Annotated in this window: 12 protein-coding genes; 7 read left to right on the top strand and 5 right to left on the bottom strand. The window is 44.4% G+C overall.

Annotated elements, in window-relative coordinates; all coding sequences use genetic code 11:
* Window positions 1–238: 238 nt before the first annotated feature.
* From nth to QT984_RS00195, 3 genes are all read right to left on the bottom strand, one after another.
* Window positions 239–901 (bottom strand): endonuclease III, encoded by a 663-nt coding sequence (nth, locus tag QT984_RS00205; RefSeq protein WP_333231660.1) that lies wholly within the window; start codon window positions 899–901, stop codon window positions 239–241.
* A 300-nt stretch (window positions 902–1,201) separates the two neighbouring features.
* On the bottom strand, window positions 1,202–2,296 hold the full coding sequence (gene rseP / locus QT984_RS00200) for an RIP metalloprotease RseP (protein ID WP_333345370.1): 1,095 nt from the start codon (window positions 2,294–2,296) through the stop codon (window positions 1,202–1,204).
* Window positions 2,297–2,331: 35 nt separating this feature from the next.
* Window positions 2,332–2,493 (bottom strand): hypothetical protein, encoded by a 162-nt coding sequence (locus QT984_RS00195; RefSeq protein ID WP_333096380.1) that lies wholly within the window; start codon window positions 2,491–2,493, stop codon window positions 2,332–2,334.
* Window positions 2,494–2,550: 57 nt separating this feature from the next.
* Here QT984_RS00195 and QT984_RS00190 point away from each other — a divergent pair, with 57 nt between their 5' ends.
* The 5 genes from QT984_RS00190 to QT984_RS00170 all read left to right on the top strand — a co-directional run bounded on the left by QT984_RS00190 (window position 2,551) and on the right by QT984_RS00170 (window position 9,210).
* Window positions 2,551–3,228 (top strand): ATP-dependent Zn protease, encoded by a 678-nt coding sequence (locus tag QT984_RS00190; protein ID WP_333055619.1) that lies wholly within the window; start codon window positions 2,551–2,553, stop codon window positions 3,226–3,228.
* A 210-nt stretch (window positions 3,229–3,438) separates the two neighbouring features.
* A complete protein-coding gene (locus tag QT984_RS00185; RefSeq protein ID WP_333055618.1) occupies window positions 3,439–3,990 on the top strand; it encodes a hypothetical protein in 552 nt (183 codons plus the stop codon).
* Window positions 3,991–4,383: 393 nt separating this feature from the next.
* Window positions 4,384–5,814, top strand: coding sequence for an MFS transporter (locus tag QT984_RS00180; protein WP_333055617.1), 1,431 nt, complete (start codon window positions 4,384–4,386; stop codon window positions 5,812–5,814).
* A gap of 536 nt (window positions 5,815–6,350) precedes the next feature.
* The gene (locus tag QT984_RS00175; RefSeq protein WP_333055616.1) at window positions 6,351–6,524 is read left to right on the top strand and encodes a hypothetical protein; all 174 of its coding nucleotides are present in this window, start codon (window positions 6,351–6,353) and stop codon (window positions 6,522–6,524) included.
* A 328-nt stretch (window positions 6,525–6,852) separates the two neighbouring features.
* Entirely contained in the window at window positions 6,853–9,210 is a 2,358-nt protein-coding gene (locus QT984_RS00170; protein WP_333055615.1) for a polysaccharide biosynthesis tyrosine autokinase, read from the top strand.
* A gap of 373 nt (window positions 9,211–9,583) precedes the next feature.
* Here QT984_RS00170 and QT984_RS00165 read toward each other — a convergent pair whose 3' ends face one another.
* Window positions 9,584–12,043: a CBS domain-containing protein gene (locus tag QT984_RS00165; protein ID WP_333272442.1), complete on the bottom strand. Its 2,460-nt coding sequence runs from the start codon at window positions 12,041–12,043 to the stop codon at window positions 9,584–9,586.
* A gap of 94 nt (window positions 12,044–12,137) precedes the next feature.
* Window positions 12,138–13,391: a transposase gene (locus tag QT984_RS00160; protein ID WP_333055613.1), complete on the bottom strand. Its 1,254-nt coding sequence runs from the start codon at window positions 13,389–13,391 to the stop codon at window positions 12,138–12,140.
* 289 nt (window positions 13,392–13,680) lie between these two features.
* Here QT984_RS00160 and QT984_RS00155 point away from each other — a divergent pair, with 289 nt between their 5' ends.
* Both QT984_RS00155 and QT984_RS00150 read left to right on the top strand, forming a co-directional pair.
* Window positions 13,681–14,355, top strand: a complete 675-nt coding sequence (locus QT984_RS00155) for a HEAT repeat domain-containing protein (protein ID WP_333055612.1) — start codon at window positions 13,681–13,683, stop codon at window positions 14,353–14,355.
* 177 nt (window positions 14,356–14,532) lie between these two features.
* The gene (locus tag QT984_RS00150; RefSeq protein ID WP_172188171.1) at window positions 14,533–14,787 is read left to right on the top strand and encodes a hypothetical protein; all 255 of its coding nucleotides are present in this window, start codon (window positions 14,533–14,535) and stop codon (window positions 14,785–14,787) included.
* Window positions 14,788–14,840 lie beyond the last annotated feature (53 nt).

Genomic DNA, 14,840 nt, shown 5'->3' with positions numbered 1-14,840 from the left:
ACAGGCAAGATGCCTGTTCCACAATAACTCTACATTTTTAGCAACAGGCAAGATGCCTGTTCCACAATAACTCTACATTTTTAGCAACAGGCAAGATGCCTGTTCCACAATAACTCTACATTTTTGTGGTAAAGGCATCTTGCCTGTACTTAGCATTTGTGCAACACCTAATTATTAGCAGAAGGGTAAAAATCTGCAATAACTCATTTTTTTTGTGGTACAGGCATCTTGCCTGTACTTAACCTTGGTGCAAGACCAAACTATTAGCAGAAGGACACAAATCTGCCAGTTCGCAAATATTGCAAGCCGGATTTCTCGCATTACAAACTGCCCTGCCGTGATAAACCAACCGAATCGACCAATTTTCCCAATCCGGCTGCGGTAACAATATCATCAAATCCCGCTCGATCCTTATAGGATCGGTATGTTCGGTCAATCCCAACCGCTGAGTCAAACGTTTGACGTGAGTGTCTACCGTCACGCCCATATTAATACCAAAAGCGTGGGCGAGAACGACATTAGCCGTTTTGCGGGCTACTCCGGGCAATTCTAGCAGCAGTTCCATCCGCTGCGGCACTTGATTGTTAAATTTATTGACGATCGCCTGACAAGCACCTTTAATATTTTTAGACTTATTCCGGTAGAAACCAGTCGATCGCACCAGACTTTCCAATTCTTCTAAATCAGCATTTCCCAAAGCCACCGCATCGGGGAAACGCTCAAACAAAGCCGGCGTTACCAAATTTACGCGATCGTCCGTACACTGAGCCGAGAGAATCGTCGCCACCAGCAACTGCACGGGAGTTTCGTAGTTGAGAGTGCAAGGAGCTTCGGGATAGAGGCGCTTGAGGCGAATCAGAATTTCGAGCGATCGTTGTTTTAAACTTAACTTTTTAGTCATTAGTCAGTAGTCATTAGTCATTAGTCAGTAATCAGTAGTCATTAGTCATTTGTTATTTGTTTTTAAATGGTTCCCAGGCACGACCGGGGAACCCATAACCAGAGGCTCTGCCTCGCTTGCGTAGGAAAAAAAGAGAGGGAAAAATAGGAAAATAGGAAAACGGAAAACTAGACATAAATCTTCCTTCTTCCTTCTTCCTGAAATCCGTTACATCCGTTACATCCGTTACATCCGTTACATCCGTTACATCCGTCGAGCGAATCCGTTGCCGAACTTCCTTCTTCCTTCTTCCTTCATTTACTATTGCATGAAATTTCGCAAATCAAAGCCAGCCAAATTAGCAGTATCGCGAATAATCAAGAAAACTCCCAAACCCAGCAACAACACCAAACCAGTCTGCATGACATTTTCCTGAATGCGGTTCGGCAGAGGCTTGCCCCGCAGTCCTTCTATTAAAAGAAAAGCTAGCTGACCGCCGTCCAAAGCAGGTAAAGGCAAGATATTAATCACAGCCAAATTGACGCTAATTAACACCGCATACTGAAACAAACTCGCAGCATCCGATTTGGCAATCCCTGCACCAATCGCCACAATCGCCACAGGCCCGGACAACTTGTCGGCAGTCTGGCTGAAATTGCTAAGTAACTGCCCGAAGCCTTGAACCGTCAGCACCACAATCCGCTCAAATTCTTTGGCGGCCTTGCTAAACGCCTCTACAAATCCGGCCCTCTGCCGCACCACAGTGCCGTTAGAAGTTAGTTGCACGCCAATGCGACCTTTGCCGTCGGGCGACTCTTCAGGAGTTACTGTCACCAGAAATTTTTGTTCTTGGCGCTGAATTTCCAACGCTAGGGGTTGGTTGGGATGATCTTGGATTGCTGTGACCAATAATTTGATTGCTTCGCGGGAAGCGCCCAATTCCTTGCCGTCAACAGACAGAACAACGTCGCCCGATCGAATTCCCGCTTGTTTGGCGGCCGAACTGACTTCTGCGGCGACTTCCGGGACTTTAACTCCCGGTAGGTAGTTCATTTCTGCCGCGCCGACAGTGCTCAATTGCACCACCAAAAGGAAGTAAGCAAAAATTAAGTTGGCAATTACCCCTGCGCTAATGACGATCGCCCGATCGAGCACGGGGCGATTTTTGAGCAAATTCGGGTCATTTGGGGGAATTGTACTGTCGGGATCGTCGTCCGGGAAACCCACGAAACCTCCCAGGGGAAACGCGCGGAGGGCGTATTCAGTTTCCGGGCCTTGGTACTTCCAGAGGATTGGCCCGAAACCGATGGAGAAGCGGTTGACGTGGATGTGTTGAAGTCTCGCCGCCAAGAAGTGGCCGAGTTCGTGAACGACAATCAAGATACCTAAAACTGCGATCGCTGCCAAAACTGACATGAAGGATTCCACTAACACTTTTACTGGACTTTGATTTATTTTAATATCTTTTTAATATCGGTGGCTTCGGAGGGACAATTTTCAGTCAAACTGGAAGGTGGTGTTTTTGTCGGAAGTCCCGGCTGCTGCGATCGACCCGACGCTGCCAAACCGATCGCGCGATCGTACCTGAGTTTACCTCTAAAACCCATTCCCATTACCAATTCCCTATTACAAATTCCCCATTAGCAATTCCCAGTTACCAATTCCCGATTATGAAAGACACTTCTTTGAATATTATCGCTATTTCTATCTTTGCCATCACCGTTTCCATATTGTTGGGCCCCCTATTCAACTTGCCAGAAGCCGTACCTGCGATCGCCACTTTTTGCCTGTTGGGGCTAGCCACCCTCGACAGTTTCCAGTGGCAAGGTCAAGGCGGTACAATTTTATTAGATTTGCTGGGAGGAACTTCCAAACAAAAGCGCGATCGTATCCTTCACCACGAAGCCGGACACTTCCTAGTCGCCCACCTATTGGGAATTCCCGTAACCAGCTACGCCCTCAATGCTTGGGAAGCATTTAAACAAGGCCAAACAGCCCAAGGCGGCGTCCGATTTGAAGACCAACAATTAGCATCTCAACTCCAAAGTGGCACTCTTTCCGCCCAACTTTTAGACCAATACTGCACCGTGTGGATGGCCGGAATAGTCGCAGAAAAATTTGTTTACGGCCGTGCAGAAGGAGGAGCAGAAGACCGCACCAAAATCAGTGCAATTTTAACACAACTGCGCCGTCCAATTTCCGAAATTCAACTCAAACAAAACTGGGGTTTGCTGCGAGCAAAAAACCTGATCGAAAGCCACCAATCAGCTTACGAAGCCCTAGTATCAGCCATGGAAAAAAGAGCAAGTGTTGCCGAATGCTGCGACATCATCCAGCAAAATTTATAGCAAAAAAATTACGCAGTTTTGCCTTATAAACCCGGTTTATATCTAGATTTCTCACAAAGACAGGACTTACGCACCGCCTCAATATATAGTGTTTTGTAGGGGCAAACCCCCGTGGTTGCCCCCATACCTGGAATGATGGCGTAAGTCCTAAAACACAAAAAATTTGCGTAGAAACCGAGTTTAAGAGCGTATTATAGGGATTAAAAATTAATGTCAGAACCAAATATTTTCCCAACAACACTGCAAACAGCAAACCCAAATACAGAAAAATTGTTGTGGCTGTTTGGTTTGCGGATCGACCCTGGCACCGAAATACCAAATCTATATACTCTAATTGTCTATGGAGAACAAGAGCCGCCCTTAGTAGCCGGCGGTCAACTTGTATTTTTTACCCGTCCAGAACTAGCGATTAACGCTCTCCAATTGTGCAATATCGATGTCAGCAAACTGGGAAAGCCACCCACACAAATAGACGCTATTTGCGACATTGCAGAAACGCTATACCTGCTCGATGCCGAAGATTTTGACGAGTCAGCTACTATCCTCAACTGTTTGAACGCGCTTTTCGATTTAGTGAAAGCTACTTTAATACCGATGCCAACTGAATACAAGCGCATACTTTATGATTTTGCCGACCATTTGAATATTGAGGAAGAGTTTGCAAGTTTTTTAGACACAGAAGATATTCAGCGATCGGAAATTGTCAATGCCATTTTGTGGTGTGTGGGAGCAATTACAGCTAAATCGAGATTGCTGACATAGCAATTTTAGATTTTAGATTTTAGATTTTAGATTGGGGATTTGGGATTTAAAGTAGTCCGGGACTATACTAATTACCACAACGTTGTAGGGGCGGGTTCACAAACCATACATAACAATGACCGACAATTCATATAAACCCGCCCCCACCCCACCGTAAATCTGAACGTACATTTAGCTGGGAAAGTTGGGTGGGGGCGGGTTTTTGAGATTGTTTGTTTTGGGGCGATTATTGTTGGTGAACCCGCCCCAACAAATCTATCAATTACCAATTATGAATTACCAATTATTCAAAATAATCCCGATCGCTACAAAAAACTTAGTATTAGGGCGTAGCGCGAGTTATACTCCTACTGGAAAGACTGTGACTGCCAAAAAATCTCGACATCAAAGTTTATGAGCAACACTTCCGGGCTTCGACCTGCAGCCGACAACCCCAAAACACAAAAACTCAGCCTCTCAACAAAATTAGCTTACGGTGCCGGCGACCTCGGCCCGGCAATTACCGCTAATGTTTTGGCATTTTACCTCCTAGTTTTCTTTACCAATGTTGCTGGTTTACCTGCCGGTTTAGCCAGTAATATTTTGGTAGTTGGCAAGATTTGGGATGCTATAAATGACCCGATTGTGGGGGTTTTGAGCGATCGCACTTCTCACCCTTGGGGCCGCCGATATCCTTGGATAATATATGGTGGCATTCCCTTCGGCATATTCTTCTTATTGCAGTGGATAGTACCTAGCACGGATCACACAGTGTTATTTTGGTACTATGTTGCAATCAGTATTTTGTTCAACACCGCCTACACGGCTGTCAATCTTCCCTACACTGCCCTGACTCCAGAACTTACTCAAGACTACAACGAACGCACTAGCCTTAATAGTTTTCGGTTTGCTTTCTCCATTGGCGGCAGCATCTTTTCATTAATCTTAGCTCTAATTATCTTTCGTGTATTTGAAAAAGACCCGAATCAACAATATTTAGTATTAGGTGCAATCTGTGCAGTTATCTCTGTCTTGCCTTTGTACTGGTGCGTTTTGGGAACTCGCAAGCACGTCGCAGCCCAACTATTAGAAAACGCCGAACTCGATAATTCTACATCCTTGCCACTGAAAGAACAGTTGCAGATTGCATTTAGCAATCGCCCTTTTTTGTACGTCATTGGAATTTATCTTTTTTCTTGGCTGGGAGTGCAGTTGACGGCTACTATTATTCCCTACTTTGTTGTTAACTGGATGCAACAGCCACAGTACGTTTTTAGCTTGGTGGCGATCGCAGTTCAAGGCACTGCATTAATCATGCTATTTGTTTGGAGTAAAGTCAGCGAGAGATACGGCAAAAAAGCCGTATATTTTATGGGCATGAGTCTGTGGATTATTGCTCAAGCTGGACTATTTTTTCTCCAACCAGGACAAGTCTTGCAGATGTACTTATTAGCAGTCATGGCAGGTGTCGGAGTTTCCACGGCTTATCTAATACCTTGGTCGATGATACCGGATGTGATCGAACTAGACGAACTGCAAACAGGAGAAAGACGCGAAGGGGTTTTCTATTCGTTTATGGTACTGCTGCAAAAAATCGGATTGGCAGGGGGTTTGTGGTTGGTAGGTCAAGCATTAGAAGGAGCTGGATTTCTATCTACAGTGCCGGGACAGCCTGCACCCGTACAGCCAGAGTCTGCACTGTTTGCGATTCGAGTTGCGATCGGGCCGCTCCCCACAATTGCTTTAATTGCTGGGATGATTCTCACATACTTTTATCCCATAACCCGCGAAGTTCATGCAGAAATATTGTTGAAGCTGCGAGAAAGAAAAGCACAAAATCAGTAAGCGCTAATAACCAATAGTTGGTAATTCGTAAAATCGAAAAATAACAACTACCGATAGCTAATCCGGGCGATATTAATAGCAATCCTCCCATCCTATGCAAACTATTTTTTTCTTGAACAATGTGTCATCTTCTTATGGCATCGGTTAATTTAAAAAAAACGTTGCGCGTTTCCTGAAAGGATTGCTATAGCTTGCTCGGAGGGCGAATAAAAGCGATAGTTTTAGTAATAGCCCCGGAACGCAGAAACCTAGTTTTTTTTACGAAAATACATAAATCGCGCCGCGCCATCCGCCCCAGTAGAAAAACCCCGAATGCTTGAGTTGTTCTAAATGTCGATCGAGCTTGAGAACACAAATTATTAAATTTTATGTCGCTCGCGCACTATCGAAATGAGTTTGCGATATGATCGCCACGGTAAAATAAGTATATACACTTAATCATTCATCTAACTCCTCAAAAAGTTTATAATTAAAAGAAGAAACAGATTTTTTTCGGAAATTGATTCGATTAGTTGCCGTTCCCAAAAATCTGCCGAATGTGGCTAATTATATCTACAGGGGAAATGCAACACTTTTTAGCCGATCAGTTAGCGCGTAAGTTAACAAGTGCTTTTGTCGTTGACTCCGAACCGAAAAATGGCATAGAGGACAAACCAATACCAGCGCAAGCGGCGGCTGAGGTGTTACGGTCAATTGTAAAAGTTTGGTAAAGTTATGGAACCCGCTGTCGCGAAGCTGAGCAACACCTGAAAAAGTTGGCTTCGTCGCCCGGAAACCCTAAATACAAGCACAACGCAGCCGAGCCAAATGCAGTCCGATCTAACTCTCCAGCAGTTGTAAAAGAACTTTTACCGCCGGCCTAGCATAAGGATTTAGTGATTTTTGTATACTATGTGAAAGTAGTGAGAACTATTAGAAGGAAGTGGGATCGACCAACCAATAATTTCGTGTGATATCCTTAAGCCAATGCTCAAAGTATCAACCTGAAGGCTCGCAGAAGAAAGCTGATTTTACCCACAAAATATCAAAGAGGTCAACATGGAAAGAGAACAGGACGCTCATATCGTACCCATTAGCAACCAGAGCCGACAGGTGCAGCAATTTTCCGTTGACGAGGGAGAAGATTTAAGCGCGCAGCCTCAGAAAGGATTGAATGTAAAGCCGTTGTTGAGGACTGTTCAGCGAAAAGCCCTAATCATTATTGGGATTATAGGTCTAGTAGTCGGCGGAGTTGTTTATCAGATCAAGGGAGCCAAGAAAACATATCAAGGCGATTTTCGGATGCTAGTGGAACCCGTGACAACGGAGGCAAGAATTGCTGACCCCTCTGCCCTAGCCAATCGCAGCGAGGGGGGAGGAGTACCTAGTAGAGATTTTTTTAGTTTGGACTACGCAACTCAACTTCAAATTCTCCAGAGTCCTCAGATGCTGTCAGCTATTGTTAAACAAGTCCAAAAACGATATCCAAAATTCACTGAGAAAATGCTTCAAAAAGAATTAGTCGTTTTGCGGCTCGGAGAAGATCAGATGACGATGACTAAAATTTTGGAAGTTCGCTTCATGGGGAATGAGCCTGAATTTGTTGAGTTCGTTTTACAAGAAACTAAAAAGAAATATTTAAAGTACAGTCTTGATGAACGCAAGACTCGGATTGGTGAAGGTGTTAAATTTATTGAAGACCAGCTTCCGGGACTCAATAAGCGCGTAAACGACCTGAAATCGGAGTTACAGGTGATACAGCAGGAGCAACAGATTACCAATCCTCAAGAACAAGGCGCGCAATTAATCCAGCAAGTTCGTGCCGTAGAAACTTTAGAGTTAGAAACTCAAAGGCTACTGCAAGAACAGAAAACGCTGTACGCTAACTTGCAAAAACAATTAGATTTTACACCAAATGAAGCTATTGCTGCTTCTGCTTTAAGCGAAGAACCTCAATATAAAGAGTTGCTGACCAAGGTTAAGGAAGTAGAAGGTCAGATTGCTGTAGAAACAGCTCGGTTTAAATCTGCTAACCCTATAGTGGAAGCTTTAGAGCGCAAGCGGGCAAATTTAGTAGCTTTGCTCAACCAGCAAACTGATAGAATTTTGGGGCAAAATTTAGTCGGTACCCAAGCCAATTCTAAAGTTCAGAATTTTCAAAATTCTATTCGCATAGGCTTGATTAAACAATTGGTTGATACTGCTAACCAAGTTGAGGTCTTAGAAGCTCGCCGTCAGGCCATCAGCCAAACTAAAAACAATTTAAACAGGCAAGCAACAGAATTTCCCACCATAGCCCGCCGCTACAACGAACTGCAACAGCAATTAGAAGTAGCCGCCCGCACCCGCGATCAACTTCTAAGCCAGCGGGAAACTCTGCGCGTCCAAGCAGCTCAAAGCCAAGTACCTTGGGAAATAATTTCTGAACCACGGATACCGCTAGATGAGAAGGGCAACCTGATGCCAGTTCCATCGAAAGCTAAAAACAAATTAGTGATGGCAGTTGTTGGAGCGCTAGTTTTGGGTCTGGGAACTGCTATCCTCATTGAAAAAATTCGCAATATTTTCTACTGTGCTGATGACGTGAAAGATGCGGTTGATGTGCCTTTATTGGGAGCAATTCCTCTGGACAAAAATGCTAGAAAATTGCCGCCTTCTATTGCTAATGCCTATGCTTATATTGAAGGAAAAGAGGGTAATAAGAAAATTGCTGCGGAATTTATAGAAGCTTTTGACTCTCTTTATACTAATATCCGCTTTCTTTCTTCAAATCGAACGATTAGCTCTGTGGCAATTGGTTCGGCTACAGTTGGCGAAGGCAAATCTACCGTTGCTTTAAACTTAGCTCACGTGGCAGCGCTGGCGGGTCAGCGAGTGCTGTTAGTAGACGCGAATTTGCATTCCCCCAGCCTGCACTTGCTGTTGGAAGTGCCTAATGTCAAGGGATTGAGCAACTTGCTAGACCATAAAAACGAACCCAATGAAATTATCCAACGATCGCATCTAGCAGATAATCTTTTTGTATTAACTGCTGGTATCCCGAATCCTGGTACTGCCAGACGGCTGGCATCATCTCAGATGCAGTATTTAATGGAAGAACTTCAGGCAAAATTTGACTTAGTTATCTACGATACGCCGCCGCTGGCTGACAGTAAAGATACGAATTTTTTAGCGGCGCGCACCGATGGCATACTGATGGTTGTAGCAATTCGCCAGGTTCCCTTTTCTGTAGTCAAAAAAGTTTTCAGTCAATTAGAAAATTTTGGCATACCATGCTTGGGCACAGTTGCGAATCATGCCCCTAAACGCAAGAAGTATCCAGCATCGAGAGCATCAGTTGTTGAAGATAAAAGTGAATATTTGAATTTGACACCAGCACCGTCTCGTATCCGCAAACTAGCTCCAAAAAAAGAGTGAAACCCAACAAAGAAGACCCCCAAAAAAAGATGCCCGCCCTCGACATGAGTCAATCGATTTTAGATTTTAGATTTTAGATTTTAGAATTGACTTGGGCGAGATAAATGCTCTTTCTTGAGGATTTTTGATTTTCGATTTGGGATTGATTCCACGGATAAATCACGTGGCGGATACCACATGAAGAAATTCGCGGTCATGGAACTCCCAAAATTTTAGATTCTTGTTCAATCTCCCAGATTTGTCTGTGGAGTAAATCGAAAATCAAAAATCCTTGGACTGAGCGCGACTTGAAGCTCGCGCTCGCCCAACCTCTTAGGCCGAAGTCTCAAATCTCAAATCTCAAATCTCAAATCTCAAATTGACTGAGTGCGGACTAATTTCCATCGGGGTTGGTAGGAAATGTAACGATAAAATTAGTCCAGCCATTGCTGCTTTCAACCTCAATTTTTCCCTGCAACTGTTCCACAAGTTTTTGAACCAAAGCTAAACCCAAACCTGTACCTCCTTGTTTCCAAGGATCTGCGTTGGGAACTCGATAAAATTTCTCAAAGATTCGAGGCAATTCCTCTATTGAGATGGACGATTGATTGCTGAGTGTAAATTGGATTTCTGAAGCCACAGCACTTGCTTGTCGCGAATTTGTCCTTTGTTCTCCTTGTTCCCCCTCTCCGTTTTTGCACTCAACTTTCAGAAAAATTTCGCCGCCATTGGCAGTATATTTGCAGGCATTGTTGAGGAGTTCGGCTAAAATTCGTCCCAAACTAGCGCGGTTGGAACTGATCGTGGGGAGGTGACGATCGCACTCTACTCGCAAATCCTGGTGGCGGTCGTGGGCCCGGGTGTAAAACGGGTCGATAATAGTAGGCAGCCAGAGTTCTAAGTTTACTGGTTCGAGGTCGATCGGACAAGTTGCAGCTTCGAGCCGCTGCAAATCTAGCAAAGCATTAATCAAGTCTGTTTCTCTAGTACATTCTGTTTCTAAAATTTCTAGATAAATCTGGCGTCGATCTAGCGTGGGAGAAATTCTCAACATATGAATAGCCATTTTTATATTAGCTAAAGGCGTCCGCAGTTCGTGAGAAACTGTGCTGAGAAATTCATCTTTAAGGACATTTAAATGCTGGAGTTCGTGAACTTTTTGCTGCAATTCTGCGGTGCGTTCTTGGACTTGGCGTTCGAGGTCGGTGTTGAGATTTTGGACTTGCTGATAGAGTTGGGCTTGCTGAATGGCGATCGCGATTTGAGTTGCCAGTTGCAGCAGCAAATCCACTTCCGAAGGCTGCCACTGACGGGATTGGGAACACTGATGAACACACATCATCCCCCACAAATTGCCGTCTTGCAAAATTGGTACAATCAAATAAGCTTTGATTTGCGCTTGGTGGAACCAGGCATATTTTTCGGCACTCAAACGGGCTTGGTCGATGTCGGGGACGGCATAAATTTCCTGTTCTATCACCGAAGCAGATTCTTGCCAAATATTATCGGGCAGGATTTCTCCTAAGATTGAAGGCCCATTTTCGGCAACTGATTCTGCCACTACAATGCCGTAATTGCTCGACTCTAAATGCAGGATGGCTACTCGGTCAGCTTGCAAAACTTGGCGGACTTCATCGACGCTGGCGTTGAGAATTTCTTCGAGGTTTAAGGATTGGTGAATCCGCAAGGAAATGTGAGTTAACAGCCGATCGCGCTGCAATTGTTCGTGGAGTTTTGCCGTCCGTTCCCGCACCTGCTGTTCCAGTTTGGCGTTGCGGCTTTGCAACAGTTCCACTTTTTCTGCTTGCAATTGATAAACCGACTGCTGCAACTGTTTGACAACTCGATACATTTCGGTGGGGTCGAGGACTCTGAGCAAGCTGGTCTGAGTAATAATGCCCAACAGTTCTCCGCGCCCCCCGCACACGACTAACCGCTGCACTTGTTGCTGCTGCATTTCTTTGTGCGCCGTCCATAGGGAATCGGAGGGTTGAAGAAATTGCAGGGGAGTTCTCATGATTTTTTGACCTGGGGTTTGCTGGAAATTTAGTTCAAGAAACTGTGCCTGCACAATGTCATATTCGGTAATAATTCCCAGGGGTTGGTGAAAGGAATAGTGAAAAATGGAGGTATAGTCATCTTTGGGTTTCTCCATTGTTAATTCTTTGTTTTTTGTAATCACTACGCAACTGACTTGATGCTCTGACATCAGTTCGGTTATGCTCAGCAGCGAGGCAGTGTGAGGCGCTGTAATTGGGGTAGTCATTAATTCTGCTACCCGCCGCAATTTAAGAATGTTTGAAGGCTGCAATACTTGGCGAATTCTTTCCCGTGTCAGCACTCCTACCAAGTGGCGAAATTGATTGACGATCGCCAAATAGCGAATCTTGTGCTGGCGAAATAAGGATAAGGCGGTAAACACGTCTTGGTCGTCGGATTCTGTGAGGGAGACCGACACCGGAGACATCACTTCGGAAATTGGTATTTTGTGCAGGGCTACTTTGTGCTGGCTGTCTATTGTGCCAGAAGCTATCAGCCTCACTAGGTCGGCGGGAGTTAATATGCCGATTAACAGTCCGCGGCTGGGGTTGTCGGATAAGTTGCCTGTGGTAATAGTCTGCTGGTTCTGGACGACGAACACGCAGCGGGCCCGCACCTTTTCCGGCGCGGCTGTTTCGGTCATCGCCCCCCGGTCTGAGGGTACAGGTGTTTTGACTAGGGGACAACTGTTTTGCAACTGACTCATCAGCGCGATCGCCACTGCTAAGGAAGTTTCTGGCCCGGCAGTGAGGGGGTAGCGATCGATCGCTTGTTCTAAGGCTGAGGAGTAAAAGGGCGGGTGGTAGAACGGCATAGTGGATGGCAGGTTGTCAGAGGGCGGCTAACGATCGGGCAAAGCCTTGGGGAACGGCAGAAACAGTTCACAAAAAACCGGGCAATACTTGACATTACCGGATTTTTTGTGGCTCTTTTCGTACAGGTGAAACCCGTACAGGTGAAACTGCAAACACCTCTATACGGTTGCTGCACTCCTCAAAGGGTGAGTTTCCGTTTACTTTTCTAATCATATTTAATGCTGCATTCACATCAGCATTAATCAGCGTTTCATTCCCCGACCGAAACAACCCACGTTTAACTCTCTTACCCTGGTAAGACTCTTGCTTACCGACAGGATATAAATCCAAAAAGCTGCACTTACTTGTATAAGATTCTTCTGTAACTGTTACCTTTATCCCCACTAACTCAGCTTTGTAAGTAATCATTTCTACGAGCTTGGCGTCAGGAATTGCTACAAACGTCTGATTCGTTTTTTTTCCTAATTGTAAATTTTGTTTCCACCCCACATTTTTCCCAATAACTAACTGCCCGATTTGAGCGTCCACCAACCGCTTGACTATCAAACTGCTGGTTTGATGAAGATAGTTTTCAACTCGATTGTTTCGCTTAAAGATGATTTGCTGGATTTGATGTGTGGTATATTTCCCTTTCTCAAGTTTTGACTGTAAAAATGCTCGGCGCTTATTCAAACCTTGATTGATTGATTTGAGCTGTTTTCCATCATATAGAGTTGGAGTAAATGTTGGCTTATTTGATGCTAAAGCGACGAGGTTATCAATCCCTAAATCTCTACCTGCTATGAGTTGAGGGTTTAAATCCACCAACGTTACAGGCTTTTTATAAACAACCTCAACAACGTAGGTCGCTGTGGCAGGAACTATCCTTACCTCTATGACATCTTGCGCTTTTGTAGCAATTATTATGTCACTTTGAGATAAATGAAGTAGCCCATTATTTTTCTTTTTTCCCCTTTGTCCTATCGATTGGTTATCATAAATTAACAAGTTACGTCCACAGGTTTTATGTTTGTATTTGGGAATTCGGGGGGGGGATGAAAATTGATGGATATCTCGGTAATAAGCCTTGATTGACTTTTTCCAAGCCTCCGAATCGTGAATAACTTGTTTGAGAACTTGAGTGCTAATTTTAGCAGGTAAGGATTTATAGTCGGCTGTGGGTTTTAGGATGGCATATAACTGTTTTAGACTCTTGGCAGCGCCAACTTTTGACTCAGAGTTAAAAAAGTGTTGCCTCATGTAAGAGTTACCATAATTGTAGAGTTTTTTGGACAGGAAAGATAAGTCATCAAACTGTTTAAAAAACTGATGCTGCCGATCTATGTAATGCCTTTCAACGACAATCATAATTTTTTTGGGGGATAAACGAAAAGTTTTTTGTTGCTTTGTTAAGCACTGTACAATAAAGTCTTGGGATTATCCGATATAGTGTAACACCTCGCCTATGCTTGCGACTTAAATAATAGACTTTCTAATTGATTATTTCCATTAATCTGAGCTTCAGATTAATGGAAATAATCCGCAATCTCATTCATCTCAAATACGCAGGGCGGTTTTTACGGCCTGCTTTTCCCCTGAGACTCCCCTATAATCAAAATAACCCGAATGTAAAGTTTTACTACAAGATTTATCCATAATGACAACTTTAAGCTTAGAGCAAATTGCAGCCAAGTTAGAAAGCCAAAATTCCGCCGATCGCATGGTGGCTTTGGCCAACTTGCGGAATGTGCCTGCTGCAGAGGCGGTGCCTTTGATTAAAAAGGTGTTGAACGACGAAAGTTTGCAGGTACGATCGATGGCTGTGTTTGCTCTTGGGGTCAAACCGACAGCAGAGTGCTATCCTATTCTAGTCAAATTGCTAGAAACAGACCCGGATTACGGCATTCGCGCTGACGCTGCGGGTGCTTTGGGCTATCTCGAAGATATCAGAGCTTTTGATGCTTTGGTGCGCGCTTTTTACGAAGATACTCAATGGCTGGTGCGCTTCAGCGCTGCTGTTTCTCTGGGAAATCTCAAAGATCCCCGGGCCCGCGACGTGCTGCTGAAAGCTCTCGACAGCGATCAAGTGGTGATCCAGCAGGCGGCAATTTCGGCTTTGGGGGAAATTAAAGATATTGGGGCGATCGATCGCATCCTCAATTTTGCTCAGTCGGAAGATTGGCTGATCCGCCAGAGGCTGGCTGAAGCTTTGGGCAATTTGCCGAGTGTTAAGAGCGTTTCGGCTTTGAAATACCTAGAAAAAGATAGCAATTCTCAAGTATCTGAGGCGGCAACAATTTCTCTCGATCGTTTGTCAAAAGCAGAAGTGTGACATAAAACTTTTAGTATGTTAAAAAACCCGGTTTATTCAATAAACCGGGTTAATCCGTATGTTAGCAATCTTAATAAAATTTATAGACTATTCAGTAAAACCAGAATGTATTATTTAAGCTGCGAGGCTAAATCGCAAGTTAAAATAGTTGTCGATCTCCTTTAACCGAAACTAACCATGAATCAAGCGCCCAATCCCTTTAACTCAAATCCCTCCAATCCGCTAGACCCCTTGGAGCAAGAAGTTGACGAGCAAGGTGAAGCATTGCCAAGACAGTACCACCCAGCTACTAAAAAAACTCTGCAAAAAGTCTTTATCATCCTGGTAGTTGTTGGGGCAATTATTGGGGGAATTCTATCTATAGGGGTGATTTCGCTGATGCAGAAAGCCGGACTCACTGATGTGCCGGCAAGGGTACAGAATCCCAAGTAATCAACTCCGAAGAATCTGTCGATGCTGAATGCACTGATTTTCTGGGATGAAGC

The organism is Microcoleus sp. Z1_B2, assembly GCF_036700325.1.
Classification (GTDB): Bacteria; Cyanobacteriota; Cyanobacteriia; order Cyanobacteriales; family Microcoleaceae; genus Microcoleus.
This window is presented reverse-complemented; position numbering and strand designations above follow the sequence as displayed.